Source organism: Ottowia sp. (assembly GCF_047601385.1).
GTDB lineage: Bacteria > Pseudomonadota > Gammaproteobacteria > Burkholderiales > Burkholderiaceae_C > Ottowia.
This window is the reverse complement of sequence record NZ_JASGJP010000001.1, coordinates 1,879,281-1,906,200: the sequence shown is the minus strand read 5'-3', so window position 1 is coordinate 1,906,200 and position 26,920 is coordinate 1,879,281. Positions and strand designations below refer to the sequence as shown.

Annotated in this window: 24 protein-coding genes; 13 read left to right on the top strand and 11 right to left on the bottom strand. The window is 69.1% G+C overall.

The genetic code is table 11. The features are described 5' to 3' along the window. Positions 1 to 128 precede the first annotated feature (128 nt). Entirely contained in the window at positions 129 to 1,301 is a 1,173-nt protein-coding gene (locus QM772_RS09270; RefSeq protein ID WP_415135719.1) for an alpha/beta hydrolase family protein, read from the bottom strand. A gap of 156 nt (positions 1,302 to 1,457) precedes the next feature. After that, positions 1,458 to 1,637: a hypothetical protein gene (locus tag QM772_RS09265; protein WP_415135717.1), complete on the bottom strand. Its 180-nt coding sequence runs from the start codon at positions 1,635 to 1,637 to the stop codon at positions 1,458 to 1,460. On the opposite strand from QM772_RS09265, the gene QM772_RS09260 reads away from it, so the two are divergent. Both QM772_RS09260 and QM772_RS09255 read left to right on the top strand, forming a co-directional pair. Continuing rightward, complete coding sequence (locus QM772_RS09260) at positions 1,570 to 2,790, top strand: murein transglycosylase A (protein WP_415139531.1); 1,221 nt, start codon at positions 1,570 to 1,572, stop codon at positions 2,788 to 2,790. The genes QM772_RS09265 and QM772_RS09260 overlap by 68 nt on opposite strands. Next, positions 2,787 to 3,290, top strand: coding sequence for a hypothetical protein (locus tag QM772_RS09255; RefSeq protein WP_415135715.1), 504 nt, complete (start codon positions 2,787 to 2,789; stop codon positions 3,288 to 3,290). The genes QM772_RS09260 and QM772_RS09255 overlap by 4 nt, the downstream gene beginning before the upstream one ends. 23 nt (positions 3,291 to 3,313) lie before the next feature. On the opposite strand, the gene QM772_RS09250 is transcribed toward QM772_RS09255, so the two are convergent. Beyond that, a complete protein-coding gene (locus QM772_RS09250; protein WP_415135713.1) occupies positions 3,314 to 4,153 on the bottom strand; it encodes a GntR family transcriptional regulator in 840 nt (279 codons plus the stop codon). Positions 4,154 to 4,278: 125 nt separating this feature from the next. Here QM772_RS09250 and QM772_RS09245 point away from each other — a divergent pair, with 125 nt between their 5' ends. From QM772_RS09245 to QM772_RS09230, 4 genes are read left to right on the top strand one after another with little or no spacing between them, the layout of a single operon-like run. Further along, entirely contained in the window at positions 4,279 to 5,181 is a 903-nt protein-coding gene (locus QM772_RS09245) for an isocitrate lyase/PEP mutase family protein (protein ID WP_415135711.1), read from the top strand. Position 5,182: 1 nt separating this feature from the next. Further along, entirely contained in the window at positions 5,183 to 6,586 is a 1,404-nt protein-coding gene (gene leuC / locus QM772_RS09240; RefSeq protein ID WP_415135709.1) for a 3-isopropylmalate dehydratase large subunit, read from the top strand. Further along, positions 6,583 to 7,209, top strand: a complete 627-nt coding sequence (gene leuD / locus QM772_RS09235; RefSeq protein WP_415135707.1) for a 3-isopropylmalate dehydratase small subunit — start codon at positions 6,583 to 6,585, stop codon at positions 7,207 to 7,209. Before leuC ends, leuD begins: the two co-directional genes overlap by 4 nt. Positions 7,210 to 7,260: 51 nt before the next feature. After that, complete coding sequence (locus tag QM772_RS09230; RefSeq protein WP_415135705.1) at positions 7,261 to 8,250, top strand: tripartite tricarboxylate transporter substrate binding protein; 990 nt, start codon at positions 7,261 to 7,263, stop codon at positions 8,248 to 8,250. Positions 8,251 to 8,269: 19 nt separating this feature from the next. Here the strand turns inward: QM772_RS09230 and metE are convergent, their stop codons facing one another. Then, positions 8,270 to 10,573: a 5-methyltetrahydropteroyltriglutamate--homocysteine S-methyltransferase gene (gene metE / locus QM772_RS09225; RefSeq protein WP_415135703.1), complete on the bottom strand. Its 2,304-nt coding sequence runs from the start codon at positions 10,571 to 10,573 to the stop codon at positions 8,270 to 8,272. Between the two features lie 98 nt (positions 10,574 to 10,671). On the opposite strand from metE, the gene QM772_RS09220 reads away from it, so the two are divergent. After that, the gene (locus QM772_RS09220; RefSeq protein ID WP_415135701.1) at positions 10,672 to 11,568 is read left to right on the top strand and encodes a LysR family transcriptional regulator; all 897 of its coding nucleotides are present in this window, start codon (positions 10,672 to 10,674) and stop codon (positions 11,566 to 11,568) included. 51 nt (positions 11,569 to 11,619) lie between these two features. Here the strand turns inward: QM772_RS09220 and QM772_RS09215 are convergent, their stop codons facing one another. From QM772_RS09215 to QM772_RS09195, 5 genes are all read right to left on the bottom strand, one after another. Next, a complete protein-coding gene (locus QM772_RS09215; protein ID WP_415135699.1) occupies positions 11,620 to 12,480 on the bottom strand; it encodes an isocitrate lyase/PEP mutase family protein in 861 nt (286 codons plus the stop codon). A 41-nt stretch (positions 12,481 to 12,521) separates the two neighbouring features. Next, positions 12,522 to 13,715 (bottom strand): 2-methylaconitate cis-trans isomerase PrpF, encoded by a 1,194-nt coding sequence (gene prpF / locus QM772_RS09210; RefSeq protein ID WP_415135697.1) that lies wholly within the window; start codon positions 13,713 to 13,715, stop codon positions 12,522 to 12,524. A gap of 27 nt (positions 13,716 to 13,742) precedes the next feature. Next, complete coding sequence (acnD, locus tag QM772_RS09205; RefSeq protein WP_415135695.1) at positions 13,743 to 16,361, bottom strand: Fe/S-dependent 2-methylisocitrate dehydratase AcnD; 2,619 nt, start codon at positions 16,359 to 16,361, stop codon at positions 13,743 to 13,745. Between the two features lie 121 nt (positions 16,362 to 16,482). Beyond that, positions 16,483 to 17,643, bottom strand: coding sequence for a 2-methylcitrate synthase (gene prpC / locus QM772_RS09200; RefSeq protein WP_415135693.1), 1,161 nt, complete (start codon positions 17,641 to 17,643; stop codon positions 16,483 to 16,485). Beyond that, the gene (locus QM772_RS09195; protein ID WP_415135691.1) at positions 17,640 to 18,035 is read right to left on the bottom strand and encodes an acyl-CoA thioesterase; all 396 of its coding nucleotides are present in this window, start codon (positions 18,033 to 18,035) and stop codon (positions 17,640 to 17,642) included. Before QM772_RS09195 ends, prpC begins: the two co-directional genes overlap by 4 nt. A gap of 117 nt (positions 18,036 to 18,152) precedes the next feature. Here QM772_RS09195 and QM772_RS09190 point away from each other — a divergent pair, with 117 nt between their 5' ends. Continuing rightward, on the top strand, positions 18,153 to 19,571 hold the full coding sequence (locus QM772_RS09190) for a short-chain fatty acyl-CoA regulator family protein (protein WP_415135689.1): 1,419 nt from the start codon (positions 18,153 to 18,155) through the stop codon (positions 19,569 to 19,571). A gap of 430 nt (positions 19,572 to 20,001) precedes the next feature. Here the strand turns inward: QM772_RS09190 and QM772_RS09185 are convergent, their stop codons facing one another. Beyond that, positions 20,002 to 20,325, bottom strand: coding sequence for an antibiotic biosynthesis monooxygenase family protein (locus tag QM772_RS09185; RefSeq protein ID WP_415135687.1), 324 nt, complete (start codon positions 20,323 to 20,325; stop codon positions 20,002 to 20,004). 115 nt (positions 20,326 to 20,440) lie between these two features. Between QM772_RS09185 and QM772_RS09180 the strand changes: the two genes are divergently transcribed. Further along, positions 20,441 to 21,349, top strand: coding sequence for a LysR substrate-binding domain-containing protein (locus QM772_RS09180; RefSeq protein ID WP_415135685.1), 909 nt, complete (start codon positions 20,441 to 20,443; stop codon positions 21,347 to 21,349). Between the two features lie 97 nt (positions 21,350 to 21,446). Here QM772_RS09180 and QM772_RS09175 read toward each other — a convergent pair whose 3' ends face one another. Next, positions 21,447 to 22,238, bottom strand: a complete 792-nt coding sequence (locus QM772_RS09175) for an exodeoxyribonuclease III (protein ID WP_415135683.1) — start codon at positions 22,236 to 22,238, stop codon at positions 21,447 to 21,449. 13 nt (positions 22,239 to 22,251) lie between these two features. Between QM772_RS09175 and pyrE the strand changes: the two genes are divergently transcribed. The 4 genes from pyrE to QM772_RS09155 all read left to right on the top strand — a co-directional run bounded on the left by pyrE (position 22,252) and on the right by QM772_RS09155 (position 26,852). Continuing rightward, positions 22,252 to 22,938 (top strand): orotate phosphoribosyltransferase, encoded by a 687-nt coding sequence (gene pyrE, locus QM772_RS09170; RefSeq protein ID WP_415135681.1) that lies wholly within the window; start codon positions 22,252 to 22,254, stop codon positions 22,936 to 22,938. Between the two features lie 7 nt (positions 22,939 to 22,945). Then, the gene (locus tag QM772_RS09165) at positions 22,946 to 23,650 is read left to right on the top strand and encodes a DUF4124 domain-containing protein (RefSeq protein WP_415135679.1); all 705 of its coding nucleotides are present in this window, start codon (positions 22,946 to 22,948) and stop codon (positions 23,648 to 23,650) included. A 349-nt stretch (positions 23,651 to 23,999) separates the two neighbouring features. Then, entirely contained in the window at positions 24,000 to 26,510 is a 2,511-nt protein-coding gene (locus QM772_RS09160) for a TonB-dependent siderophore receptor (protein WP_415135677.1), read from the top strand. Between the two features lie 45 nt (positions 26,511 to 26,555). Beyond that, positions 26,556 to 26,852, top strand: coding sequence for an iron uptake protein (locus tag QM772_RS09155; RefSeq protein WP_415135675.1), 297 nt, complete (start codon positions 26,556 to 26,558; stop codon positions 26,850 to 26,852). Positions 26,853 to 26,920 lie beyond the last annotated feature (68 nt).

Sequence of the window (26,920 nt, the reverse complement as noted above, 5' to 3'; positions counted from 1 at the left end):
AGGTCGCGCGTGACCCTCTTCAGCGTGGCGCGGGGGCGCATCCGGCAAACGCCAGAGGATTAAGAGCCAAAGAAGCCCTCAGCGCCCGCCCACCAAGCGCCACCAGCTATCAAATCAAAAGCAAACGGTCACAGGTCGTTCGCCAGCCGCCCCATGCGCTCCAGCGCGAAGCGGAAGTATTCCGGCACGCAGTCCAGGTGGCCGAAGTCGGGCGTGGTGCAGTCGGTCAGCGACACGTCGCGGGCGCCGGCGGCGCGCAGCGCGTTCAGCGCCGACACGCTGGCGGCGTAGGGCACCGTGAGGTCGCCGCGACCGTGGAACAGGTACACCGGCGCGGCGGGCGCCCAGCCGGCGTGCACGTCGTGCTCGGCGGCCAGGCCGGCGCGATCGTCGGCGATGTAGCGGTCGAGGAACAGCGTCTGGTAGCGCACGTCGGCATCGTCCGGCACCATCTGGCGCAACAGCAGGCGGCGCACTTCGTTGCGCACCGACTCGGACGCGCGCGAGAGCCGATCAGGGTCGAACAGCGCCGCCAGCGCGGGGCTGAGGGCGCGGATGCGCGCCACCTGCGTGTCCAGCGTGGCCTGCACGTCGTAGGGGCCGGCGCCGGGCACGGCGGCCTGCAGCTGCGCCGCCAGCGCGCCGCCGGCCTGGTGGATGGCGCGGTGCGCGGCCATGGTGGCGTAGCCGCCCTCGGAGTAACCGGCCAGGAAGAGCTGGCCGTTGTCGGCCACGCCCTGCTGCGCGCGCCAGCGCTGGGCGGCGGCCAGCAGGTCCACCACGGCGGCGGCGGTGGGCGCGGCGGTCAGGTAGGGGTGCTCCAGCGCGTTCGAGGCGCCGAAGCCCACGTAGTCGGGCGACACCACGATGTAGCCCACCGAGGCCAGCACCAGCGGCGGCTCCACCGCCTCCACCTGGTTGCTGGGTGCCTGGTCGTCGTGGAAGGTGGTGGCGTGCTGGTAGCTCAGCACCGGGCTGCGCGCGCCGGCCGCCTTGACCGGCACGCTGACCAGGCCCGAGGCCACCACCGGCTGGCCGGCCTTGTCGGTGGTGGCGTAGGTCAGCCGGTAGGAGGCCACGGCGTAGCGCGGCGTGACGCCGAGGTGCACCTTGCTGTCGGGGTCGTCCAGCGCGGCCGCCACGTCGGCGGCGGGCACGGTGTTGACGAACGCGCCCGACAGCAGCGTGCCGGCGGGCTGCGTGAGCGGGTCGGTGGGCTCGGGCGGCGCGTCGTCGCTGCCGCCGCAGGCGGCGAGCGCCAGGGCAAGGGCCAGGGTGGCAAGGCGCGGGAGTGCGGGCATGGTGGCGTCCAGACGAAGGTACGCGCGATTGTGTCGGCGCGCCGCCGTCCGCGGCTGTGCACTTTGCCCTGAAGGCGGCGGATTCGGCGGCCCGGGCCGCCACACGATTGCTATGCTAAGAATAGCTGCCTGCGCTTGACTGGCGGGCGCTGGAGGTCAATTTGATGTTGAATCCGGCTGGCGCGCCCCCTCGCCCTCCGAGCCGCCGGCGGGCGGCGCGTCCGGCGCCGGCGGCGGGGGCAGCTCGCCCTTGCGGCGGCCGGAGAACATCGTCCACCACACGATGAACAGCAGCAGCAGCAGCGCGCCCAGCGCTTCCAGCAGAATCAGGGTCATGAAACGAGCAATACGGTTCCTGTGCGCAGCGGCCATTGTAGGAACGCTGGCCGCCTGCGCCGTGCGACAGCCGCCGCCCGCCCCCGCCCCGCCGCCGCCGGCCGAGGCTCCGCTGCCGCCCCTCGGCGCCACGCCCGACACCGCGCCCCTGGGCCCCGCCATCCAGCGCGCGCGCAGCCGCTGGGTGCCGGTGCGCTGGGCCGATCTGCCCGGCTTCGAGCAGGACGACACCACCGCCGCCTGGAACGCCTGGATCAAGAGCTGCGAGCGCCCCGGCCCCACCTTCGCGCGCCTGTGCAGCGAGGTGCGGCGCCTGTCGCTGGCCACGCCCGAGGAGCAGCGCAACTGGATGCGCGCACGTCTTCAGCCCTACCGCGTGGAGCCGGCCGACGGCGCGCCCACCGAGGGCCTGCTGACCAGCTACTTCGAGCCCCTGGTGGACGCCACGCGCCAGCCGCGCCCCGGCTTCGGCGCGCCCATCTACCGCCCGCCGCCCACCCTGGGCCAGCGCCGGCCCTGGTACACCCGGCAGGAGATGGACACCCTGCCCGAGGCGCGCGCGCAGCTCGCCGGCCAGGAGCTGGCCTGGCTGGCCGACCCGGTGGACGCGATGATCCTGCAGATCCAGGGCTCGGGCCGCGCGCGCGTGACCGAGGCCGACGGCAGCCAGCGCATCGTGCGCCTGGCCTTCGCCGCCACCAACGACCAGCCCTACCGCAGCCCCGGCCGCTGGCTGCTGGACCAGGGCGCCATCCGCGACGCCACCTGGCCCGGCATCAAGAACTGGCTGGCCGCCAACCCGCAGCGCGTGCAGGACTTTCTGTGGAGCAACCCGCGCATGGTGTTCTTCAGGGAGGAAGCGCTGTCGCCGCTGGACGCGCAGTTCGGCCCGCGCGGCGCGCAGGGCGTGGCGCTGACGCCGGGCCGCTCGATCGCCGTCGATCCGCAGAGCATTCCCTACGGCACGCCGGTGTGGCTGGCCTCCAGCGGCCCGGTGGCGACCTTGCAGCGGCTGGTGCTGGCGCAGGACACCGGCAGCGCCATCGTCGGCGCCGTGCGCGCCGACTACTTCGCCGGCTGGGGACCGGAGGCGGGCGACTTCGCGGGGCGCATGAAGCAGCCCTTGAAGCTGTGGGTACTCTGGCCGAAATGACGCCCACCGCCGCGTCTTCATATCAAAAAACGGCTCCAGCGCCCGCCAGGAAAGCGCCGGCAGCTATATATTTAATAGCTTCTGGGATACTCGTCGGCTGCGCGGCGGCCTTCGACGCGCCGCGCCTGGCCTATCAGTGCCCGCGCCAGCTCGGCTTCGAGGCGCGGCTGTACCAGGACATGGCGCTGCTGGAGGGCCTGCGCGGCCACGCCCGGCTGGAGCGCGTGGCGGTGCCCGAGGACAAGACGGCGCTCGTCTACGCCGACAGCAACGTGCGCGCCAGCTTCGGCCTGGGCGTGGACCGGCGGCTGGTGCGGCTGGACTACACCGGCATCCCCGAGCCGGTCTATTGCGAGCGCGCGCCCACCACCGACGGCGCCACGCCCGCCCCGGTGCAGCCCACCGAGCGCCCCGGCCCGCGCCCGCCGCCGCCCTTCGACCCCAACGCGCCGGTGCAGACCAACATCCGCATCGGCGATGGGCAGAACGGGCCGGGCTGAGCTTCGGCCCGCAGCGCTGAACGTCAGCGCCCGGCCGCAGCGCCGGCCGACGGCACCTGGTGCACGAACTGGCCCGTGCTCAGCGTGTTGACCGTCTCGCCGGGAATGTCCATGAGCATGCGGCTGCGCTCGGGCGTCAGGGTCACGCTGATGTACTGCACCGGCCGCGCGCCCAGGTCGTGGATCACGCGCACGATCTTCAGCAGCGGCATGCCTACCTCGGTCTGCATGAGCCGCGCGCGCACCGGGTCGCTGACCTCGGCGGTGATTTCCTGGACCACCCGCCCGAACTTCACGCCCTGGGCCAGCAGGATCTCGTAAAGCGCCTGCTTGCGCAGCGAGGTGGCGTTCACCCGCCGGCCCAGATTCACCGGTACCCAGGCATCGGTCAGCATCACCGGTATGCCGTCGATGCTGCGCAGGCGCAGCGCATGCACAGCCTTGTCGCCTGGTTCGATCTGCAGCAGCGCGGCGACTTCGAGCGGCGGCTCTGCCTGCTCCACGCGCAGCACCTGCACCTGCGTGTCGGTCGCGGTCTTTCGCAGGCTGTCGATCAGGGTGAGGCTGGGCCATGCCCGCGCCTGCGGAAGATGGTCTTCACGCACGAAAGTGCCCCGCCCGTGGCGGCGTTCCACGAGGCCCTGCGTCGCCAGGTCGGCCAGCGCGCGCCGCACCGTGATGCGCGAGACACCGAAGCGTTCGCACAGCGTCTCCTCCTTGGGCAGAAGGCCCGTGGCGTACACGCCTCGCACGATCTCGTCGCGCAGCACCACGAAGAGCTGGCGATGCAGCGAGGTTCCAGGCGCGCGCGCCAGGGGCACGGCATCGAGCAAGGCGTTCGCAGGCTTCATCAAGAACAACACGACAGGAAGGATGAACGTCGAGCATAGCCTGTTGACTTGAGTTTATGTTGTCATAATAATATGATATCTAATCAGAGGCGACCCAGCCGGGCAAGCCCGCGCAGACCCTTCAGGAGACAACGCCCATGAGCCACCCCGCCCCTTCGTCCGCCGGTGCCCGGCTGCGTCAGCAGCTTGCCGCGCCCGGCATGCTGATTGCCCCCGGCGCCTACGACGGCATCGGCGCGCGCCTGATCGAGCAGGCCGGCTTCGGCGCCTGCTACATGACTGGCGCCGGCACGTCGGCGGCGCGCGGCTTTCCCGACTTCGGTCTGCTGACGATGAGCGAAATGGTCGAGAACGCCGCCGTCATGGCGCGTGCGGCGCAGATTCCGTTGATCGCCGATGCCGACACCGGCTATGGCAACGAGTTGAACGTGACGCGCACCGTGCGCGAGTACGAGGCTCGCGGCGTGGCCGCCATCCACATCGAGGACCAGGTCGCGCCCAAACGCTGCGGCCACCTGGACGGCAAGGAGGTGATCTCGCGCGAGGAATTCGTCTCCAAGATCCGCGCCGCCGTCGAGGCGCGCCGCACGCCGGACTTCGTGCTCATCGCCCGCACGGATGCCCGCGCCATGCTGGGCCTGGACGAGGCCATCTGGCGCGCCCAGGCGGCGCTCGACGCCGGCGCCGACGTCGCCTTCGTCGAAGCCACGCAGTCCGCCGAGGAGGCCGCGCTGGTGCCCCGGCGCGTCAAGGGCGCGTGCCTGCTGAACGTGGTGCCCGGCGGCCGCACGCCGGTGCACGATCTGCGCGCGGCCGAGGACATGGGCTACAAGCTCGCGATCCTGCCGGGGCTGATGCTCAAGGCGGCGATCGAGGCCGGCGATGCGGCGCTGGCCGAGGTCAAGGCCACGCTGGTGGCGCCCAGCACCAGTGCCAGCGTGGCACAGACCTTCCGCCGTTTCGGCGCCGACGAGTGGGATGCACTGCGCACGCGCTTCAACGCCGGCGCGGCGATGGAAGCCCCGAAGAAGGCGGCATGACATGTCCGCGCGATGCCTCTTCGACAAGCTGTGGGACGCCCACGTCATCCGCGAGCTGGGTGACGGCTGGGCCCTGCTGCACATCGACCGCCACCTGCTGCACGACCTCTCGGGGCCGCCCGCGCTCAGCGACGTGCGCACGCGCGGCCTGCCGCTGCACAACCCGGAACTGGTCTTCGCCACGCCCGACCATGCCGTCTCCAGCCAGCCGGGCCGCGTGGCCACCACCTTCCCGCTCGGCGGCAAGCTGCACGCGGGCCTGAAGCAGCTTGCCGGCGCCATGGGCGTGCCCCTCTTCGACCTCGGCGAGCCAGGCCAAGGCATCGTGCACGTCATGGGCCCCGAGATGGGCATCGTGCTGCCCGGCCTCACCGTGATCTGCGGCGACAGCCACACCTGTACCAATGGCGGCCTGGGCGCGATGGCGTTCGGCGTCGGCTCGTCCGAAAGCACCCACGCGCTGGCCTCCCAGACGCTGCGCCAGCAGAAACCCCGGCGCATGCGCATCCGCTGCGAGGGACGCCTGGCCCCGGGCGTGACGGCCAAGGACCTGGCACTGCACCTCATCGGCCGCCTCGGCGCCGCTGCCGGTGTGGGCCATGCGATCGAGTTCGCGGGGCCGGCCGTCGAGGCGCTGGATGTCGAAGACCGGCTCACGCTGTGCAACCTGAGCGTGGAACTGGGCGCGCGCTTCGGCATGGTCGCGCCCGACGAGACCACCATCGCGTGGCTGCGCGGCCGGCCCATGGCCCCGCAGGGCGAGGCTTTCGAGGCCGCGGCCGCGTACTGGCGCACGCTGGCCAGCGATCCCGATGCGGTGTTCGACCGGGAGGAATTGATCGATGCCGGCGCCGTGGCGCCGACCATCACCTGGGGCACCAGCCCCGAGCATGCGATCGCCGTCGATGGCGCGATCCCCGACCCGGCAGCGGCCGCCACCGCCACCCAGCGCGAGGCCTGGAGCGCCGCGCTCGACTACATGGGGCTGGCAGCCAACGCGCCGATCTGCGGTACCCCGGTGGACTGGGTGTTCATCGGCTCCTGCGCCAACTCCCGTCTGACGGACTTGCGCGCCGCGGCCGAGGTGGCGCGCGGCCGGCGCGTGGCTGACGGCGTGCGCGCATGGGTCGTTCCGGGCTCGGAGAACGTCAAGCGCGCGGCCGAGGCCGAGGGCCTGCGCGAAGTCTTCGTCGCCGCCGGCTTCGAGTGGCGCGAACCCGGATGCAGCATGTGCGTGGCCGCCAACGGCGAGCAGGTACCGCCGCAGCGGCGCTCGGTGTCCACCTCCAACCGCAACTTCGTCGGCCGGCAGGGGCCGGGCGCGCGCACGCACCTCGCCAGCCCTGCGATGGCCGCCGCCGCCGCGGTGACGGGCCGCATCACCGACGTGAGGGGCTTGGCATGAACCCGCCTTTCACCACCCTCACCGGCCCCGCCGTGCCGCTGATGCGGCCGAACGTGGACACCGACGTCATCATCCGCATCGAGCGCCTGACCACGCTGGGCAAGGCCGAACTCGGCTACTACGCCTTCGAGGCGCTGCGCCGCCTGCCCGACGGCGACGAGGACGCGGACTGCGTGCTCAACGCGCCGCGCTTTCGCGGCGCGCCGGTGCTGCTGGCCGCTGAGAACTTCGGCTGCGGCTCCTCGCGCGAAGGTGCCGTGTGGGCGTTGCAAGGCATGGGGGTGCGCTGCGTCATCGCGCCCAGCTATGGCGACATCTTCTGGAGCAACTGCTTCCAGAACGGCGTGCTGCCGATCACCCTGCCGATGCCTCAGGTGCAGGCGCTGGCCGCGCAGTGCGCGGATGGCGCGTCGATCACGGTGGACCTGAAGGCCTGCACCGTCACCGGCCCGGACAACGGCATCACGCCGTTCACCATCGATCCGCTGCGCCGTGAAGCGCTGCTGCACGGCCTGGACGACATCGGCCTCACGCTCAAGGACGACGAGCTGATTCGCGCATGGCAGGTGGCCGATCGACAGCGCCGGCCATGGGCGTGGCCCGCGCCGCAGCCGCGCCCCTGACCTTCCCGCCTTCGAAAACGCAAACGACAAATACGACCCAAGGAGACAGACATGACGCAGTTTTTCAAGACCACTCCGTCTGGAGCATCCGCCCTGCTCGCGGGAGCGGCACTTATGCTGATGGCGCAGCCCGCTTCGGCCCAGAGCGCGCCCTGGCGCCCCGACCGATCCGTGAGCCTGATCGTCCCCTACGCCCCCGGCGGCGGCACAGACGCCACGGCGCGCGCCGTGGCCAAGCAACTGGGTGTGCTGTGGAAGCAGCCCGTGGTGGTCGAGAACCTGCCGGGCGCGGACGGTCTCATCGGCACGCGCCGCGTGATGGAGGCCAAGCCCGACGGCTACACGCTGCTGCTGCAAGTGCCCTCCATCGTGCTCACGAAGTACACGCCGGGACTGAAAGGCATTGACCCGCTGGCACAACTGACGCCGGTGACGGCCGTGTCGCAGTCACCGGGCGCCGTCGTGGCCAGCGCCAAGCTGCCCGTGAAGACGCTGCCGGAACTGTTCGAGTACTGCCAGAAGACGCCGCAGCCCTGCTCCATCGGCAGCGGCGAGACATCGGGCAGAGTGGCCGCGAAACAGATCGCGGCCGAGGTGCCGCTGCCCGGCCTCATCACCGCCAACTACCGCGGCACGAGCGCGATCGTGACCGACATGATCGCCAACAACGTGAACTTCGCCTTCACCGGCATCACCGCCGCGCTGCCGCACCACAAGGCCGGCACGCTGCGCATCCTGGCGACCCTGGGGCGGCAGCGCGCCGCCGCCCTGCCCGACGTGCCCACGACCGCCGAGGTCGGTTACCCGCAATTCCAGTCGGTGACCTGGTTCGGCCTCTTCGCGCCCAAGGGCACGCCCGTTCCGGTGCAGCAAGGCATCGTGGCCGCGCTGCGAGAAGCGGTGAAGGATGCCCACGTGCGCCAGACCATCGCCAGCGCCGGCGCGGAGCCCGTGGTGAACGACCCGGCCGACTTCGCTGCCCAGGTACGCGAGGAAGGCCAGCGCCTGGGTGCGCTGGTGAAGCGCTACCCGCTGGAGTGAACAAGCGGGTTGCGCGGCGTCAGGTTGTCGCCCGCAGCGCCTTCGCCGCAGCCACCATGTTCGCCAGCGCGGGCATGACCTCGCCCCACTGGCGCGTCTTCAGGCCGCAGTCGGGATTGACCCACAGCCGCTCGGCGGGCACGCGCTCGGCGGCCTTCTGCATCAACTGCACCATGTGATCCTGCGTGGGGATGTTGGGTGAGTGGATGTCGTACACGCCGGGGCCGATGTCGTTGGGGTACTGGAAGTGCTCGAAGGCATCGAGCAGCTCCATGTCCGAGCGCGAGGTCTCGATGGTGATCACGTCAGCGTCCATGTCGGCGATGGACGCGATGATGTCGTTGAACTCCGAGTAGCACATGTGGGTGTGGATCTGCGTCTCGTCGCGCACGCCGTTGGCGGTGATGCGAAAAGCGTCCACGGCCCAGTCCAGGTAGTCCTTCCACTGCGACTTGCGCAGCGGCAGGCCCTCGCGCAACGCGGCCTCGTCGATCTGGATCACGCGCACGCCGGCCTTCTCCAGGTCGAGCACTTCCTCGCGGATCGCCAGCGCCAGCTGCCGGCACGAGGCCGAGCGCGGCTGGTCGTCGCGCACGAAGGACCAGTTGAGGAGGGTCACCGGGCCGGTGAGCATGCCCTTCATGGGCTTGGTCGTCAGCGACTGCGCGTAGGTGATCCACTCGACCGTCATCGCCTTCGTTCCATTGTTCTGGCGGCTGATGTCGCCGAACAGGATCGGCGGCTTGACGCAGCGCGAGCCGTAGCTCTGCACCCAGCCGAACTGGCTGAACGCGTAGCCCTCGAGCTGCTCGCCGAAGTACTCGACCATGTCGTTGCGCTCGGCCTCGCCATGCACCAGCACGTCCAGGCCCAGCGCCTCCTGCTCGCGCACGCTGCGCGCGATCTCCTGGCGCATCGCGGCGCGGTAGCCGGCTTCGTCCAGACGGCCGGCCTTGTATTCGCTGCGCGCATGGCGGATCTCGGCCGTCTGCGGGAAGGAGCCGATGGTGGTGGTGGGGAACTTGGGCAGCTTCAGCAGCGCGGCCTGCTTGGGCGCGCGCTGGGCGTAGGTGTTCTCGCGCAGGCCCAGGTGGGGGGCGATCCGGGCGACGGCCGCCTGCACCTGCGGGTTGTGCACGCGCGGCGAGGCGCGGCGCGCGGCCAGCGCGGCGGCGTTGGCGGCCAGCGCATCGCGCACGGCGGCGCGGCCCTCGCGCAGCGCCTGGCCCAGCACGCGCAGTTCATCCAGCTTTTGCAGCGCGAAGGCCAGCCAGGACTTGACCTCGGCGTCCAGCTTCTGCTCCTGCGCCAGGTCCACCGGCACGTGCAGCAGCGAGCACGAGGGCGCGATCCACAGGCGATCGCCCAGGCGCTCGGCAATGGGCTCCAGCCAGTCGAGCACGGCCGCCAGGTCGGTCTTCCAGATGTTGCGGCCGTTGATGACGCCCAGCGACAGCACCTTGTGCGGCGGCAGCAGGTTGATCAGCGGCCGCACGCCTTCGCGGTCGCTGACGGCATCGACGTGCAGGCCGGCCACGGGCAGATTGGCGGCGAGGTAAGCGTTCTCCTGCAAGGGGCCGAAGTAGGTCGCCAGCAGCAGCTTGACCTTGGCCGCCTTCAGGTGGTGGTAGGCGGTGTTGAAGGCGTGCTGCCAGTCGGCATCCAGCTCGGTGACGAGGATGGGCTCGTCGATCTGCACCCACTCCACGCCCTGCGCGGCCAGGGTGTCCAGCAGTTCGGCGTACACGGGCAGCAGGCGCTCCAGCACGGCGAGCCTGTCGGAACCGTCCTTGGCCTTGCCGATGGCGAGGTAGGTGACCGGGCCGACGATGACGGGCTTGGCTTTCACGCCCTGCGCCTTGGCTTCGGCCAGTTGCGCCAGCAGGCGCGAGGCGTCGAGCTTGAATTCGGTCTGCGCAGTGAACTCGGGGACGATGTAGTGGTAGTTGGTGTCGAACCACTTGGTCATCTCGCCGGCGGCCACGCCGCCGCAGCAGGCCGCATGGTCCTCCGTGCCCTTGGCCGAGCGGCCGCGCGCGACGCGGAAGTAGTTGTCCAGCGCGTCGCCGTGGAAGCCCCGCACGCGCTCGGGCAGGTTGCCCAGGGTGAAGCTCATGTCCAGCACCTGGTCGTAGAACGAGAAGTCGCCGACGGGCACGAGGTCCAGGCCGGCCTGGTCGGCCCAGTGGCGCTGGCGCAGCTGCGCGCCCAGCGCCTGGAGGTCGTCGCGCGAGGATTCGCCCTTCCAGTACGACTCCAGCGCGAACTTCAGTTCGCGCCGGGCGCCGATGCGGGGAAAGCCGAGGTTGTGGAGGGTGGTCATGGTTTGCCTTGGGGAAATCGCAAAAAAGTGGCGGTATCGTAGGCAGACAAATCAATGAAGTAAAATGGTTTTATCTCAACAAATGATTAGTTCTATTCATGCTTGAGCGCATCCATCTCGCCGTGGTGCAGCAAGTGGAGAAGCAGGGCTCTCTGACCGCCGCCGCCGAGGTGCTGCACGTCACGCAGTCGGCCCTGAGCCACAGCATGAAGAAGCTGGAGCAGCAGCTCGGCACCGACATCTGGCTGCGCGAGGGCCGCAGCCTGCGGCTGACGCAGGCCGGGCAGTACCTGCTGGCGGTGGCGAACCGCGTGCTGCCGCAGCTCGACCTGGCCGAGGCGCAGCTGCGCCAGTTCGCGCAAGGTGAGCGCGGCACGCTGCGCATCGGCATGGAATGCCACCCGTGCTACCAGTGGCTTTTGAAAGTGGTGTCGCCCTACCTGGCGGCATGGCCCGACGTGGACGTGGACGTGAAGCAGAAGTTCCAGTTCGGCGGCATCGGCGCGCTGTTCGGCTACGAGATCGACCTGCTGGTCACGCCCGATCCGCTGCACAAGCCCGGCCTGCATTTCGAACCCGTGTTCGACTACGAGCAGGTGCTGGTGGTGGCGCGCGGCCATGCGCTGGCGCGGGCGCCCTACGTGAAGCCGAGGCAGCTCACGCAGGAGGTGCTGATCACCTACCCGGTGGAGACCGAGCGGCTGGACATCTACAACCAGTTCCTGCTGCCCGCGGGCGTGGCGCCCAGGCGCCACAAGACCATCGAGACGACGGACATCATGTTGCAGATGGTGGAAAGCGGCCGTGGCGTGGCGGCGCTGCCGCGCTGGCTGGCGCAGGAGTACGCGCAGAAGATGGCCGTGGTGCCCGTGCGCCTGGGGCCCAAGGGCATCGCCAAGCAGATCCACCTGGGACTGCGCGAGGCGGATGGGGAGACGGACTACGTGCAGGCGTTCATCGCCCTGGCGCGCGAGGGCGGGGTTCAAAAACAATAGCTGCTGACGCTTGCTGGACAAGCGCTGGAGGCCGATTCTTCTTGAATTCCGTCAGGTGTAGTGCTTTTCCAGCGCGTCCCACGCGGGTTTGCCGACCAGGCGCTGGCGCTCGGCGAAGGGCGCCACCAGGCCGCTGGATTCGCGCACTTCCTTCTGGTCGCGCAGCACCGTCAGCGCCTTCTGCATGCCGGCCACGGCGCCTTGCAGCGCGGCGTTGGCGTACAGCACGATGCCGAAGCCCAGTTCGGCCAACTGGTCGGCGTTGAAGATGGGCGTCTTGCCGCCGATCACCATGTTCATGAGCTGGGGCTTGGACAGGCGCCGGGGCAGCGCGCGCACTTCCTCGGCCTGGGTCACGGCCTCGACGAACAGGATGTCGGCACCGGCTTCGGCGAACTTCTGCGCGCGCTCCACGGCGGCCTCGAAGCCGTGCGTGGCGGCCGCGTCGGTGCGGGCCATGACGAGCAAGTCCGCATCGCGGCGCGCATCGACGGCGGCCTTGATCTTGCTCACGGCCTCCTCGGTGCTGATGACTTCCTTGTCCGAGAAATGTCCGCAGCGCTTGGGCGCCACCTGGTCTTCGAGCTGGATGCAGTCGGCGCCCGCGCGCTCCAGCACGCGCACCGTGTGGTAGACGTTGAGCGCGTTGCCGAAGCCCGTGTCGGCATCGACCAGCAGCGGCACCTGCACCGCGTCGCGGATGCGCGCGGTGTGGTCGGCGATCTCGGCCAGGCCCATGAAACCCTGGTCGGGCAGGCCGAACCACATGTTGGTGACGCCGGCGCCGGTGACGTAGAGGGCCTCGAAGCCCAGGTCCTCGATGACCTTGGCGGAGAGCGCGTTGAACGCGCCGGGCACCAGCACGCCGCGGCGGGCTTCGATGAGTTTTCTGAGTTGCTGCCTGGTGTTCATGACTATTTATTTAATAGCTGCCCGCGCTTGGTGGATGGGCGCTAGAGGCTGTTTTGACTTAAAACTTCAGCGGGCACGCGCACCCAGCCTTCCATGAGGATGCGCGCGCTGCGGCTCATCAGGGCCTTGGTGACGACCCACTGGCCGTTTTCCTGCTTGGCTTCGGCGCCCACGCGCAGCGTGCCGGAGGGGTGGCCAAAAACTACCGATCTCGGCACCGCGTGGCGCCCGCCGCCGCCCGCCGCCAGGTTGACCAGCGTGCCGGGCACTCCCGCTGCGGTGCCGATGGCGACGGCTGCCGTGCCCATCATGGCGTGGTGCAGCTTGCCCATGGAGAGGGCGCGCACCAGCAAGTCCACGTCGGCCGCCTTCACCGGCTTGCCGCTGGATGACACGTAGTCCTTGGGCGGTGCGACGAAGGCGACCTTGGGCGTGTGCTGGCGCGTCGCCGCTTCCGAGACTTGATTGATCAAGCCCATCTTCACGGCACCCCAGGCGCGGATGGCCTCGAAGCGCGCGAGTGCCGCCTGGTCCTCGTTGACGTCGCCTTGCAGCTCGCAGCCGGTGCAGCCGATGTCGGCGGCGTTCAGGAAGATGGTGGGGATGCCGGCGTTGATCAGCGTGGCCTTGAACGTGCCGACGCCGGGCACGTCGAGGTCATCGACCACGTTGCCGGTGGGGAACATCGCGCCTTCGCCGTCGGCGGGCTCCATGAACTCCAGCGGCACTTCGGCGGCGGGGAAGGTCACGCCGTCCAGCGCGAAGTCGCCCGTCTCCTGCACCTGCCCATTGGTGATGGGCACGTGCGCGACGATGGTCTTGGCCGTATTGGCCTGCCAGATACGGACGGTGCGCACGGTGCAGGTGCCGTCCTGCGGCACAGCCACCAGCCCCAGGTGGATGGCGCACGGCCCCACGGCGGCGGAGAGGTTGCCGCAGTTGCCGCTCCAATCGATAAAGGACTGGTCGATGGACACCTGGCCGAACAGGTAGTCCACGTCATGGCCGGGCCGCGTGCTCTTGCTGAGGATCACCGCCTTGCTGGTGCTGGACGACGCATTGCCCAGGCCGTCGATCTGCTTGCCATACGGATCGGGGCTGCCCAGCACGCGCAGCAGGATCGCGTCGCGCGCGGGGCCTGCGGCGGGCAAGTCTGGAGCGTGGAAGAAAACGCCCTTGCTGGTGCCGCCGCGCAGGTAGGTGGCGGGGATGCGGATCTGTGGTTGATTGCTCATATTTTAATAGCTGCTTGCGCTTGTCCATCAAGCGCTGGAGGCCGATTTGGCCAAAAAATCCTGGGCGAAGCGCTGCAGCACGCCGCCCGCTTCGTAGACCGAGACTTCCTCGGCGGTATCCAAACGGCAGGTCACGGTCACGCGATCAGTCTCGCCGTTCCTGCGGTGGATGACCAGCGCGAGGTCGGCGCGTGGTTGCAGCTCGCCTTCCACGTCGTAGGTCTCGGTGCCGTCGAGTTGCAGCGTCAGGCGGTTCACGCCCGGCTTGAATTCCAGCGGCAGCACGCCCATGCCGATCAGGTTGGTGCGGTGGATGCGCTCGAAGCCCTCGGCCACCACCGTCTCCACGCCTGCGAGGCGCACGCCCTTGGCGGCCCAGTCGCGGCTGGAGCCCTGGCCGTAGTCGGCGCCCGCGATGATGATGAGCGGCTGGCGGCGGTTCAGGTAGGTCTCGATGGCCTCCCACATCCGCATCACCCGGCCCTCGGGCTCCACGCGGGCGAGCGAGCCTTTGCGGCCCGCCATCTCGTTGACGAGCTGCGGGTTGGCGAAAGTCGCGCGCATCGCGGTCAGGTGGTCGCCGCGGTGCGTGGCGTAGGAGTTGAAGTCCTCTTCCGGCAGGCCCATCTTGTGCAGGTATTCACCCGCCGCGCTGTCCATCAGGATGGCATTCGAGGGCGAGAGGTGGTCGGTCGTGATGTTGTCGGGCAGGATCGCCAGCGGGCGCATGCCCTTGTTCGTGCGCGGGAAGGCCGCCAGCGCGCCCACGCCTTCCGTGTCCCAGTACGGCGGGCGGCGGATGTAGGTGGATAGGGGGCGCCAGTCGTACTGCGGCGCGGCCTTTTCGCCGTCGTCCACGCGGAGGGCGAACATGGGCTCATAGACCTTGCGGAACTGCTCGGGCTTGACGGCCTGGGCGACGATGGCGTCGATCTCCTCGTCGCTGGGCCAGATGTCTTTCAGGCGAATCTCCTTGCCATCGACCACCGCGAGCACGTCCTGCTCGATGTCGAAGCGCACCGTGCCCGCGATGGCATAGGCCACCACCAGCGGCGGCGAAGCCAGGAACGCCTGCTTGGCATACGGGTGGATGCGCCCGTCGAAGTTGCGGTTGCCCGAGAGCACGGCGGTGGCGTACAGGTCGCGGTCGATGATCTCCTGCTGGATCTTCGGATCGAGCGCGCCCGACATCCCGTTGCAGGTGGTGCAGGCGAAGGCGACGATGCCGAAGCCGAGCTTCTCCAGGTCGCCGAGCAGGTCTGCTTCCTTCAGGTACAGCTCGACAGCCTTCGATCCGGGCGCGAGCGAGGACTTGACCCACGGCTTGCGCATGAGGCCCAGCTTGTTCGCATTGCGCGCCAGCAGCGCGGCGGCGATCACGTTGCGCGGGTTGCTGGTGTTCGTGCAGCTCGTGATGGCGGCGATGATGACGGCCCCATCGGGCATCAGGCCCTCGGCTTCCTCGGCGCGGGCCATTTCGAGCTTGATGGCGCCGGCGATGCCGCGGTCCGTCAGTGCCGAGGTGGGCAGGCGGCGGTGCGGGTTCGACGGGCCGGCCATGTTGCGCACGACGCTCGACAGGTCGAAGCTCAGCACGCGCTCGTACTCGGCGGTTTGCAGCGAGGTGCTCCAAAAGCCCGCCGTCCTGGCGTAGTTCTCGACCAGGGCGACCTGCTCGGGGCTGCGGTCGGTCAGCTTGAGGTAGTCGATGGTCTGCGGGTCCACGTAGAACAGCGCGGCGGTCGCACCGTACTCGGGACACATGTTGGAGATGGTGGAGCGATCCCCAATCGACAGGCTGTCCGCCCCCTCGCCGAAGAACTCGACGTAGGCGCCCACGACCTTCTCCTTGCGCAGGAATTCGGTCAGCGCGAGGGCGATGTCGGTGGCGGTGATGCCCGGCTGGCGCTTGCCAGTGAGCTTCACGCCCACGATGTCCGGCAGGCGCATCCACGACGCGCGGCCGAGCATCACGTTCTCGGCTTCCAGGCCGCCCACGCCCACTGCGATCACGCCCAGCGCATCGACGTGCGGCGTGTGGCTGTCGGTGCCCACGCAGGTATCGGGGAAAGCCGTGCCGTCCTGCACATAGACGACAGGCGACATTTTTTCCAGATTGATCTGGTGCATGATCCCGTTCCCTGCGGGGATCACGCTCATGTTGGCGAACGCCTTCTTCGTCCACTCGATGAAGTGGAAGCGATCCTCGTTGCGGCGATCCTCGATGGCGCGGTTCTTGCGGAACGCATCGGGGTCGAACCCGCCGCACTCCACGGCCAGCGAGTGGTCGACGATGAGCTGCACCGGCACGACCGGGTTCACGGCAGCCGGGTCGCCGCCGGCCGAAGCAATCGCGTCACGCAAACCGGCCAGGTCCACCAGCGCCGTCTGCCCCAGGATGTCGTGGCACACCACGCGCACGGGGAACCAGGGGAAGTCGATCTCGCGCTTGCGCTCGATGAGCTGGCGCAGGTAGTCGTTCAACTGCGCCGGGTTGGCCTTGCGCACCAGGTTCTCGGCGTGCACGCGCGCGGTGTAGGGCAGGCCGTCCCAGGCGCCGGGCTGGAGGGCATCGACGGCGGCGCGCGCGTCGAAGTAGTCCAGCGCGGTGCCAGGCAGGGGTTTGCGGTATTTGTCGTGGGTCATGTGACGAATGTCTTGCCCCCTCTCCCCTCGCGGGAGAGGGTTGGGGAGAGGGGCGGCGCCAATGATGCGCCTGCTCCCCCTCTCCCCCGGCCCCTCTCCCGCGAGGGGAGAGGGGAGTCAATCAGCCGCGTGCGTCCAGCGGCACGAACTTCTGGTCTTCCGGCCCGGTGTAGTGGGCGCTGGGGCGGATGATCTTGTTGTCCACGCGCTGCTCGATCACGTGCGCGGCCCAGCCGCTGGTGCGGGCGATCACGAACAGCGGCGTGAACATGGCCGTGGGCACACCCATCATGTGGTAGCTGACGGCGCTGAACCAGTCGAGGTTGGGGAACATTCTCTTCACTTCCCACATCACCGACTCCAGCCGCTCGGCGATGTCGTACATCTTGGTCGAGCCGGCTTCGTCGGACAGGCGCTTGGCCACGCCCTTGATGACCACGTTGCGGGGGTCGCTCACGGTGTACACCGGGTGGCCGAAGCCGATCACGACTTCCTTGTTGTCCACGCGGCGGCGGATGTCGGCCTCGGCCTCTTGGGGCGAGTCGTAGCGCTTCTGGATCTCGAACGCCACCTCGTTCGCGCCGCCGTGCTTGGGCCCGCGCAGCGCGCCGATGGCGCCGGCGATGCTCGAATACATGTCGCTGCCCGTGCCCGCGATGACGCGCGCGGTGAAAGTGCTGGCGTTGAACTCGTGCTCGGCGTACAGGTTCAGCGAGGTGTGCATGGCGCGCACCCAGGCGTCGCTGGGCTGCTGGCCGTGCAGCAGGCGCAGGAAGTGGCCGCCGATGGAGTCGTCATCCGTCTCCACCTCGATGCGCCGGCCTGAGTTGCTGAAGTGGTACCAGTACAGCAGCATGCTGCCGAGCGAGGCCATCAGCCGGTCGGCGATGTCGCGCGCGCCCGGCAGGTTGTGGTCGTCCTTCTCGGGCAGCGCGCAGCCCAGGGCGGAGACGCCGGTGCGCATCACGTCCATCGGGTGGCTGGCGGCGGGCAGCTGCTCCAGCGCCGCCCGCGCGATGCCCGGCAGGCCGCGCAGGGCGCGCAGCTTGGCCTTGTAGGCGCGCAGCTCGGCGCGCGTGGGCAGCTTGCCGTGTACCAGCAGGTGGGCGATCTCCTCGAACTCGCAGACCTCGGCGATGTCCAGGATGTCGTAGCCCCGGTAATGCAGGTCGTTGCCCGTGCGGCCGACGGTGCACAGGGCCGTGTTGCCGGCGGCCACGCCCGAGAGGGCGACCGATTTCTTGGCCTTGGGGGCGGATTTCGCGGGGGTTTCGGTGGTCATGCAGCTTCCTTGTTCAGATACGCGCGGTCGATGGCGGCGGGCCGGCCGCTGCCGTCCACCGCCACCATTTCAAAAACACCTTTGAGCACCTCCTCGGGCGGCGTGCCGGGCGATTCGGACCGGCCCGTGACGCACACGGTCATGGAGCTGCGGCCGACGCGGCTGACCCAGGCGCGCAGCAGCAGCGCCTGCCCCACCGCCACCGGCGAGAGGAATTCGACGCCGGTGACGGCCGCCATCACGGCCTCGCGCCGCGCCAGGCCGCGGGCGGCCAGGAAGGCGGCCTTGGCCATCAGGCGCAGGCCTTCGCCGGCGAACAGGGTGCCACGGTGGTTGGCGTGCGGCGGCAGCACCAGCTCGCGCAGCTCCACGGTTCCGTTGGGGGTTGTCATGCTTCGCAATCTACGCAAAATAGCGGCCTCCGCCCAGCACTGAAAAGGCGAAATCTTGCGAATCAAATCTCTGCAATTTGCGAATTCTGCGAATTTCCCGGCCCGGGAGCCGCCACGATGAAGAAGACCTTCATGGGCGTGCGCCTGCGCCGCCTGCGCGCCGAGCGCGGCCTGTCGCAGGTGGCGCTGGCGCAGGCGCTGGGGCTGTCGCCCAGCTACCTGAACCAGCTCGAACAGAACCAGCGGCCGCTGACGGTGGCGGTGCTGCTGAAGATCCACCGCGCCCTGGGCGTGGACATCCAGCAGTTCTCCGAAGACGAGGAGGCGCGCCTGGTGGCCGCGCTGCGCGACGCGCTGGCCGACGCGCCCGAACCTGTGTCGCTGCCCGAGCTGAAGGAAGTCGCCGCGCAGATGCCGGCGCTGGGCCGCGCGCTGCTGGCCCTGCACCGGCGCGGCCTTCAGGCGCAGGAGCAGCTGGAGACCATGGCCCTTCGCCTGGGCGACGACCGCGCCGACAGCGCCGCCCCGCGCGCCATGCCCTTCGAGGTGGTGCGCGACTTCTTTTTCGCGCACCAGAACCACTTCGACGAGGTGGACCGGCGCGCCGAGGCGCTGGCCGCCGAGGCCGGTGTGGGCGCGAGCGCGGCGCTGCTGGCCGACTGGCTGGTGCAGCGGCTGGCGCGCCGGCACCGCATCGGCGTGGCGCCCGCCGAGGGCGACGAGGCCGGCAAGCGCGCGTTCGACCCGGCGCGGCGCGTGCTGCGGCTGGCGCCGACGCTGGGGCCGGCGCAGCAGGTGTTCCAGCTCGCCACGCAACTGGCGCTGGTCGAGCACGCCGGGCTGATCGACGCGCTGGCGGACGCGCCGCCGCTGCGGGACGACGAGGCCGCGCGCCGGCTGGCCCGCATCGGCCTGGCCAACTACTTCGCCGGCGCGCTGCTGCTGCCCTACACACCCTTCCTGGCGGCGGCCGAGCGGCTGCGCTACGACATCGACCTGCTGGGGCAGGAATTCGGTGTCGGCTTCGAGACGGTGTGCCACCGCCTGTCCACCTTGCAGCGCCCGGGCGCGCCAGGCGTGCCGTTCTTCTTCGTGCGCGTGGATCGCGCGGGCAACATCAGCAAGCGGCAGTCGGCCACGCACTTCCACTTCAGCCGCACCGGCGGCACCTGCCCGCTGTGGAACGTATACGAGGCCTTCGCCCAGCCCGGCCGCGTGCTGCCGCAGCTGGCGCGCATGCCGGACGGCCGCGCCTACCTGTGGATCGCCCGCACCGTGCACGGCCGCGGCGGCGGCTGGGGCGCGCCGCGGCGGGTGTTCTCCATCGGCCTGGGGTGCGACGTGCGCCACGCGCCGCGCCTGGTGTATTCGAAGGGGCTGGACCTGCGCGACCCCGAGGCCGCCACGCCGATCGGCATGGGCTGCAAGGTGTGCGAGCGCGCCGACTGCCCGCAGCGCGCCTTCCCCTTCATCGGCCGCGCGCTGGAAGTGGACGAGAACCAGAGCCGCTTCGCGCCCTACGGGGCGCCGGGCTGATTTTCTGTTTTTGAATGAAATCGGGCTACAGCGCCCGTCCAGTAAGCGCCGGCAGCTTCTATAAAAAGAGCAATCTCAACCCGGCGCCAGCGCGGCGATGGCGGGCGTGGCCAGGTGGTAGTCAATCCGACAGAAAACCTGCGTAAAGACGGGCTGAGCGCAAAGACGGGTGCGGTAGGTCGGAAGCGGTCGTTCAGAGCATCCCGGGAAAGGGTTGACCAGATCTCGCGAGGCTAAGACGTACTGCCACGCTACAGGAATTCAGTACCAAGGCACAACCCTGTCGCGACGCTCAGCCTGCGTGCATTCGTTCCTCCAAAATAGCTGGGCCAGTCGCGCGACTGTGCGGCACCAAGGAAATCGAAGTGGTTTGTTGCGGGATCGCTCTGCGTTGCCAACGATCGCTTCTGCATCGACATTCTTGTCGCATTCAAGCATCGGCGCGATCCATGGCGGGCTTTCTGTGGGCGGTGTCCCGAATGACGCTGCAAACCTGCACGCGGTAATCCGAGAAGAACACCTGCCGCCCCATCTTCTTGGCCTTCACGTGTTCGGGGTGGGTTGCCCAAGCCCGCAACCCTTCCTCGGACTCAAACTCGACGATCGTCACGCGTTCGCCATCCGCCGCGGTGAACCCCTTGTGCGAAATGTAGCCTGCAATGCCCTTGGCCAGTTCGCTCATCCGAGCTGAAGATTGTTGGTATTCATCCTGGGATTCGGCGTTCAGTCTGGATCTGAAAACGGTCACGATCATGGGGCGCCTTTGCAACGAGTGGTGGGGTTTTGAAAATGAAGTCGTCGCAGTGTAGGAATTGGTTTACATCTCATAAAATGAATAATTATGACGATTTCATTCTCTGAATAAGAACATGGATCTTTCCGATCTGCGCGTTTTTCAAGCCGTTGCAACGGCTGGCGGCATCACGCGGGCAGCCACCGTGCTGCATCGCGTTCCGTCCAACGTCACGACGCGCATCAAGAATCTCGAAGATGATCTCGGCGTCGCGCTCTTCAACAGGGAGGGGCGTCGTCTGCAGCTGTCACCGCAGGGCAAGGTGCTGCTTGAGTTTTCGAACCGTCTGCTGTCGTTGGCGGAGCAAGCGCGCAATGCCATGCATGAACAGGCCCCGCGTGGTGTCCTTCATCTGGGCTCCATGGAAAGCACGGCAGCCATCCGTCTACCGTCGCTTCTCGGGCAAATCCACGAGCGCTACCCGGAGTTGTCGGTAGAGCTTCGCACGGGCACGCCGCGTGCTCTGACGATCCGCGTCTTGTCAGGAGAACTCGACGCAGCACTGGTCGCTGAACCGGTCTCCGATCCGCAGCTGGCCAGCCTCGTGGTGTGCACGGAACCACTGGTGATCATCGGTCCCGTCGATCACCCGCCGATTCGCTCTGCCCACGACATCCGCAAAGGCACGTTGCTGGTTTTCGAGCCTGACTGTCCCCATCGTCAACGATTGGAAGCCTGGTGCGCCCGAGATGACATGGCGCCGCGGCGAATTATCGAGGTGGGTTCCTACCATGCCATCCTGGGGTGTTGCGTGGCGGGCATGGGCGTCGCGCTGATTCCGGCGGCCGTGTTGGACACCTACACCGAGCGCGCCAGGCTTTCGGAGCACAAGCTCAAGGGTGACTTCCGAGCGGTGAGGACCATGCTCGTTTGGCGCAAGGACTCGCCGCAGCCCAAGGTCAAGCTGCTGGCGGACCTGATCCGGGAGAATCAACTCGGCCGGCCAAAATCATCGGCTCAGTTCGTCAAACGCAAAACAGCTTGAGTGCTCGCGAGCGAGCCTGGGCACGTTGCTCCGACGACTGCTTCGGCGTGCGACGAACGTAGGAGGTGGGGTCAAAGCAAGCCCAATCCTTGCCTGATCAGATTTCGAAGTCGTAGTCGATGGTCAGCGGTGCGTGGTCGCTGAACTTGACGTCCTTGTAGATGGCGGCGGTCCGGGCGGCGGTGGCAAGAGACGGAGTCGCCAAGTGGTAGTCCAGCCGCCAGCCCACGTTCTTGGCGTAGGCCTGGCCGCGGTTGCTCCACCAGGTGTAGGCCTCGCCGGTGGTGTCGGGCTTCAGGCGCCGGTACACGTCCACCAGTTGCAGCTCGCCCGTCACCTTGCTGACCCAGGCGCGCTCCTCGGGCAGGAAGCCGCTGTTCTTCTGGTTGCTCTTCCAGTTCTTCAGGTCGATCTCCTGGTGCGCCACGTTCACGTCGCCGCACAGCACGAAGTCGCGCTCGGCCTTCAGGCGGTGCAGCACCGGGTAGAACTCGGCCAGGAAGCGGTACTTGGCTTCCTGCCGCTCGGGGCCGGACGAGCCGCTGGGAAAGTAGCAGCTGATCACGGAGAACTTGCGCCGGGGCGTGTCGAAGCGCGCCTCCAGGTAGCGCCCTTCGGCGTCGAACTCCTCCGAGCCGTAGCCGGCAATGACCGCGCTGGGCTCGTGCCGGGTGTAGATGCCCACGCCCGAATAGCCCTTTTTCTCGGCCAGGTGGAAGTGCCCGCGCATGCCGGCCAGCACCTCGAAGCGGCCTGCCAGGTCGGGCATCTGCGCCTTGATCTCCTGCACACAAATACAATCGGGCGCGAGCCGCGCCAGCCACGCCTCCACGCCCTTGGTGGCGGCCGAGCGGATGCCGTTGAGGTTGAGGCTGGTGAGTTTGAACAAGGAAACGACTCCAATGAACGCACCGCAGGCAGCGGCCGATGAGCAGGACCGCCTGGCGCAAGACTTCGTGCAGTTCGCCATCGACAGCGGCGTGCTGCGCTTCGGCGAATTCAAGACCAAGGCGGGGCGGATGTCGCCCTATTTCTTCAACGCCGGCCTGTTCGACGACGGCGCCAAGCTCGGCCGGCTGGCGCAATTCTATGCGCGGGCTTTGCTGGCCTCGGGCATCGAATTCGACGTCATCTTCGGCCCCGCGTACAAGGGCATCCCGCTCGGCGCCGCCGTGGCGGTGGAGCTGGCGCGCTTGGGCGTGAACAAGCCCTTCGCCTACAACCGCAAGGAGGCCAAGGACCACGGCGAGGGCGGCACGCTGGTCGGCGCGCCGCTCAAGGGGCGGGTGCTGATCGTGGACGACGTGATCTCGGCCGGCACGGCGGTGCGCGAGTCCATCGCCCTCATCCAGGCCGCCGGCGCCGCGCCGCACGCCGTGGCGATCGCGCTCGACCGGCAGGAGAAAGCCACCGAGCACGGCCAGGACGTGCCCTGGTCGGCCGTGCAATATGTCCGCGACACGCTGGGCCTGCAAGTCTGTGCCATCGCCAAACTGGCCCACTTATTGCAGCATCTGCGCCACACTGACAATTTTTCGCAGTTCTATGACGCCGTGGCGGCCTACCGGGGCCGCTACGGCGTTGAATGACCCTCAAATGCCCGTCTCGCTCCGCCCGCTGCTGTCTCACCTGCCGCTGGTCGCCGCCGCGCTGGCGCTGGGCGCGGCCGGCACGCCCGCGGGCGCCCAGGCCAGTAAAACGGCTGCGAGCAGCATCTACACCTGCGTCGACGCCCAGGGCCGCCGGCTGACCTCCGACCGGCCGATCCTGGCCTGCCTCGACCGCGAGCAGCGCGAACTGAGCAACACCGGCATCCTGCGCCGCGTGATCCCGCCCGGCATGACGGCCACCGAGCGCGAGGCGCGCGAGGCGCGCGAGCGCGAGGCCTACGTGGAGCGCCAGCGCGCGCGCGACACCATCCGGCGCGACCAGGCGCTGATCACCCGCTACCCCGACAAGGCCGCCCATGACGCCGGCCGCAAGGAAGCGCTGGCGCAGACCCAGGCGGTGGTGGACACCGCCGAGCGCCGCATCGCCGAGCTGGCGGCCGAGCGCAGGACGCTGGACGACGAGATGGAGTTCTACCGCAAGGACCCCTCGCGCGCGCCGGCCAAGCTGCGCCGCGCCATCGAAAGCAACGCCCAGGAGGTGGAGGAGCAGCGCCGCGCCATCGCCGGCCAGCAGGACGAGCGCAACCGCATCCACGCCCGCTTCGACGACGAAGCCCAGCGGCTGCAGCCGCTGTGGCAGGCCGCCGCCGCGCAGGCCGCCAAGACTCCCGCCTCGTCGACTCAGCGTTAACCCCCATTCCCAAGGGGTGCCGGCACGCAAACAATAATGCGAATTATTATTATGTGATCGCGTAGGCCGCTCCGCTGCCCAGCCGATCCGCAGCACCGGGAGGGGTTCCGCCGTGCCGGCCGCCGACACCGCGACGCAAGACATTCATGATCCGTACGCCAGCCATCGCGGATGGCTGCGCGGCCGCGCCGAGTGGGCGCGCGGATCGATGCCGGCCGGGCCGTAGGCGCGCCCTCGTTCGCGGCGCCCGCCCGGCCCGCTCCATTCAATCAAATCGGCCTCCAGGGTTGCCGGACAAGCGCTGGCAGCTGTGTTTTTCATATGGATCTCCCCGTCGCGAAAGTCAGCCATGCCCTTCTTCCGCCACCCCTCGCCGCACGCCGCCGCGCGCCGTTCGACCCCGTCTGCGGCCTGCGCCCGCCCCACCGCCCTGGCCGTGGCGCTGGGGCTGGCCCTGGGCGCGGCCGTGCTGCCGCCAGAGGCACGCGCCCAGGCCGCCGCCGCGCTGCCCGCCCCCAACGACGTACGCGTCTTCGACGTGCCCGCCGGCCCGCTGCGCCCCGCGCTGGATCGCTTCGCGCGCACGGCCGGCATCGATCTGCGCTACGACGCCGCGCTGGTCGACGGCGTGCGCACGCAGGGCGTGGCCGGCAGCCACGGCGTTGCCGCCGCGCTGCGCGCGCTGCTGGCCGGCAGCGGCCTCGAAGCCGCGGCGCAGCCGGGCGGCGGCTATGCGCTGCGCCGGGCCGCCGCCGCGCCGGCGCCCACGGCGGCCGGCCAGGACGCCACGCTGGCGGAGGTGAAGGTGAGCGCCAGCGCCCTGCGCGACGGCACCACCGAAGGCACGGGCAGCTTCACCACCGGCAGCACCACGGCCGCCACCGGCCTGAACCTGTCGCTGCGCGAGACGCCGCAGTCGGTCACCGTCATCACCCGCGAGCGCATGGACGAAGGCGGCATCAGCAACCTGGGCGAGGCGCTGGCTTCGACGCCGGGCATCGTCTATCAGCCCGGGGGCACGCCGCTGGGCGGCTACACCTTCCTCTATGCGCGCGGCTACGCCGTGTCGAGCACCATTCTGGACGGCTTGCCCCTTCCCACCAGTGCTTTCGGCGGCTATGCCGATATCCAGGGCCTGGCCACGATCAACACCGACGTGTACGACTCGGTCACCGTGGTGCGCGGCGCCACCGGCCTGATGACCGGCGCGGGCGACCCTTCGGCCTCCATCGCCCTCACGCGCAAGCGCCCCACGCCCGAGTTCCAGGCGCACGTGTCGCAATCGATCGGTCGCTGGAACCAGACGCACACCGTGGCCGACGTGGGCGGCCCGCTGAACGCAGCCGGTACGCTGCGCGGCCGCGTGGTGGGCGCCTACGAACGGGGCAAGGGCTGGCAGGAGGGCTACAAGTACGACAAGTCCGTGGGCTACGGCGTGCTGGAGGCCGACCTGTCCAGCCGCACCCTGGCCACGCTGGCGCTGGAGCTTGGCAGCAACGACGCCCGGGGCGCCGCGCCGTACACCGGCTACGCCCTGTCGGACACCGAAGGCAACCCGACCCCGTTTGGCCGCCGCGACAACGCATCGGCCGCGTGGACCGGCTTCAACGACCGCCGCAGCGGCCTGACGGCGGCGCTGGAGCACCGCTTCAACGACGACTGGAAGATCAAGGCCGCCTACATGCGCAATGAAATCAGGACGAGACAGCGCTTCGGGCTGGCGGCCGACTACCCCCAGCCGGACGGCACCGTCGACCTGCACCTGCGCAGCTACCGCATCAAGAACGAGGTCGACGCGCTGTCGGTCAAGCTCGACGGCAAGTACGAGCTGTTCGGCCGCCAGCACGACCTGGTGGCCGGCTTCAACGGCGCCTGGTCGGACGAGGCCACGCCCGACTGGTACCTGGACTGGGGCGGCGCCAGCGCCAACGTCTACACCTGGAACCGGCAGACGCCCGAGCCGGACTGGGCCTCGCTCTACGGCTTCGGCTGGCGCGACAAGGTCAGCCAGTACGGCTTCTACGCCGCCACCCGGCTGCGCGCCACCGACCAGCTGTCGGTGCTGGGCGGCGTGCGCTGGAGCAACTGGCGCACGCGCAGCCTCGACGAGACCGGCGGCGTGACCGACGAGCGCAAGGAAAACGGCGTCTTCACGCCCTACCTGGGCGTGGTGTACGCCTTCACGCCCCATCTTTCGGCCTATGCCAGCTACACCACCATCTTCAATCCGCAGTCCTACCGCGACGTGAACGGCAGCCTGCTGGACCCGGAGACCGGCACCAACATCGAAGCCGGCCTGAAGGGCGAATGGTTCGGCGGCCGCCTGAACGCCAGCGTGGCCGTGTTCCAGGTCAAGAAGGACAACCTGGCCGTGCAGGACGGCACCAACGTCACGCCCAGCGGCGACGACGCCTACCGCGCCGAGGACAACACCAAGGGCCGCGGCTGGGAGCTGGAAGTGGCCGGCGAGCCGTTCCCCGGCTGGCGCGTGCAGGGCGGCTACACCCGGGTGCTGACGAAGGACAGCAGCGGCGGCCGCCTGAATGGCGACCAGCCCAAGCACCAGTTCAAGCTGTACACATCGTGGACGCCCGCCAGCCTGAACCGACTGACCGTGGGCGGCGGCGTGACCTGGGAAAGCAGCACCTATGCCACCTGGGTCGATGAATCCTGGCGCAGCCTCTACACCCAGAAGAGCTATGCCGTGGTCAACCTGATGGCGCGCTACGCCTTCAGCAAGCAGCTGACGCTGACGGTGAACCTGAACAACGTGTTCGACAAGGTCTACCGCACCGAGGTGTCGAGCCACAACTATGGCGCGCCGCGCAACCTCCTGGCGACGCTACAGTACAAGTTCTGATGCGCGCGGCCCGGCGCGCGTCTCTTTCACGTGGAGAGGCAGGCGATGGCACTGAAGGCCGCCCGATGGCGACCGGCCTGGCGCGTGCTGGCGGCGCTGGCGGGCGGCTACGCGTTCTGCTGGGGGCTGATGGCCTTGATCAACACCGGCGGCCATGCGCTGGGCCTGCCGTTCCACGATGCCGAGCACCTGGGCGCCCTGCTGGGCCTGCTGCTGTACCTGGTGGTGTTCCTGTGGGCGTTTGCCGCGCGCAGCCTGTGGCGCGTGTGGGCGGTGCTGGGCGGCGGCGGCGCGCTGATGGCCGGGGCCGCGTCGCTGCTGCAATCGCGGCTGGTGGCCTGAGGGGCGGCGGCATGAAAACTACCAAAAATATAGCTGCTAGCGCTTGCTGGACGGGTGCTGGAGGCCGA

Excerpts from the sequence above, each read along its gene's own strand:
- prpF (WP_415135697.1), bottom strand. The coding sequence starts at position 13,715 with ATGAGCAATCAACCACAGATCCGCATCCCCGCCACCTACCTGCGCGGC.
- QM772_RS09220 (WP_415135701.1), top strand. The coding sequence starts at position 10,672 with ATGCTTGAGCGCATCCATCTCGCCGTGGTGCAGCAAGTGGAGAAGCAG.
- QM772_RS09165 (WP_415135679.1), top strand. The coding sequence starts at position 22,946 with ATGCCCGTCTCGCTCCGCCCGCTGCTGTCTCACCTGCCGCTGGTCGCC.
- QM772_RS09265 (WP_415135717.1), bottom strand. The coding sequence starts at position 1,637 with ATGACCCTGATTCTGCTGGAAGCGCTGGGCGCGCTGCTGCTGCTGCTG.
- QM772_RS09160 (WP_415135677.1), top strand. The coding sequence starts at position 24,000 with ATGCCCTTCTTCCGCCACCCCTCGCCGCACGCCGCCGCGCGCCGTTCG.
- QM772_RS09185 (WP_415135687.1), bottom strand. The coding sequence starts at position 20,325 with ATGATCGTGACCGTTTTCAGATCCAGACTGAACGCCGAATCCCAGGAT.
- QM772_RS09180 (WP_415135685.1), top strand. The coding sequence starts at position 20,441 with ATGGATCTTTCCGATCTGCGCGTTTTTCAAGCCGTTGCAACGGCTGGC.
- leuD (WP_415135707.1), top strand. The coding sequence starts at position 6,583 with ATGAACCCGCCTTTCACCACCCTCACCGGCCCCGCCGTGCCGCTGATG.
- QM772_RS09155 (WP_415135675.1), top strand. The coding sequence starts at position 26,556 with ATGGCACTGAAGGCCGCCCGATGGCGACCGGCCTGGCGCGTGCTGGCG.
- metE (WP_415135703.1), bottom strand. The coding sequence starts at position 10,573 with ATGACCACCCTCCACAACCTCGGCTTTCCCCGCATCGGCGCCCGGCGC.
- QM772_RS09230 (WP_415135705.1), top strand. The coding sequence starts at position 7,261 with ATGACGCAGTTTTTCAAGACCACTCCGTCTGGAGCATCCGCCCTGCTC.
- QM772_RS09215 (WP_415135699.1), bottom strand. The coding sequence starts at position 12,480 with ATGAACACCAGGCAGCAACTCAGAAAACTCATCGAAGCCCGCCGCGGC.
- QM772_RS09190 (WP_415135689.1), top strand. The coding sequence starts at position 18,153 with ATGAAGAAGACCTTCATGGGCGTGCGCCTGCGCCGCCTGCGCGCCGAG.
- QM772_RS09270 (WP_415135719.1), bottom strand. The coding sequence starts at position 1,301 with ATGCCCGCACTCCCGCGCCTTGCCACCCTGGCCCTTGCCCTGGCGCTC.
- acnD (WP_415135695.1), bottom strand. The coding sequence starts at position 16,361 with ATGACCCACGACAAATACCGCAAACCCCTGCCTGGCACCGCGCTGGAC.
- prpC (WP_415135693.1), bottom strand. The coding sequence starts at position 17,643 with ATGACCACCGAAACCCCCGCGAAATCCGCCCCCAAGGCCAAGAAATCG.
- pyrE (WP_415135681.1), top strand. The coding sequence starts at position 22,252 with ATGAACGCACCGCAGGCAGCGGCCGATGAGCAGGACCGCCTGGCGCAA.
- leuC (WP_415135709.1), top strand. The coding sequence starts at position 5,183 with ATGTCCGCGCGATGCCTCTTCGACAAGCTGTGGGACGCCCACGTCATC.
- QM772_RS09195 (WP_415135691.1), bottom strand. The coding sequence starts at position 18,035 with ATGACAACCCCCAACGGAACCGTGGAGCTGCGCGAGCTGGTGCTGCCG.
- QM772_RS09255 (WP_415135715.1), top strand. The coding sequence starts at position 2,787 with ATGACGCCCACCGCCGCGTCTTCATATCAAAAAACGGCTCCAGCGCCC.
- QM772_RS09245 (WP_415135711.1), top strand. The coding sequence starts at position 4,279 with ATGAGCCACCCCGCCCCTTCGTCCGCCGGTGCCCGGCTGCGTCAGCAG.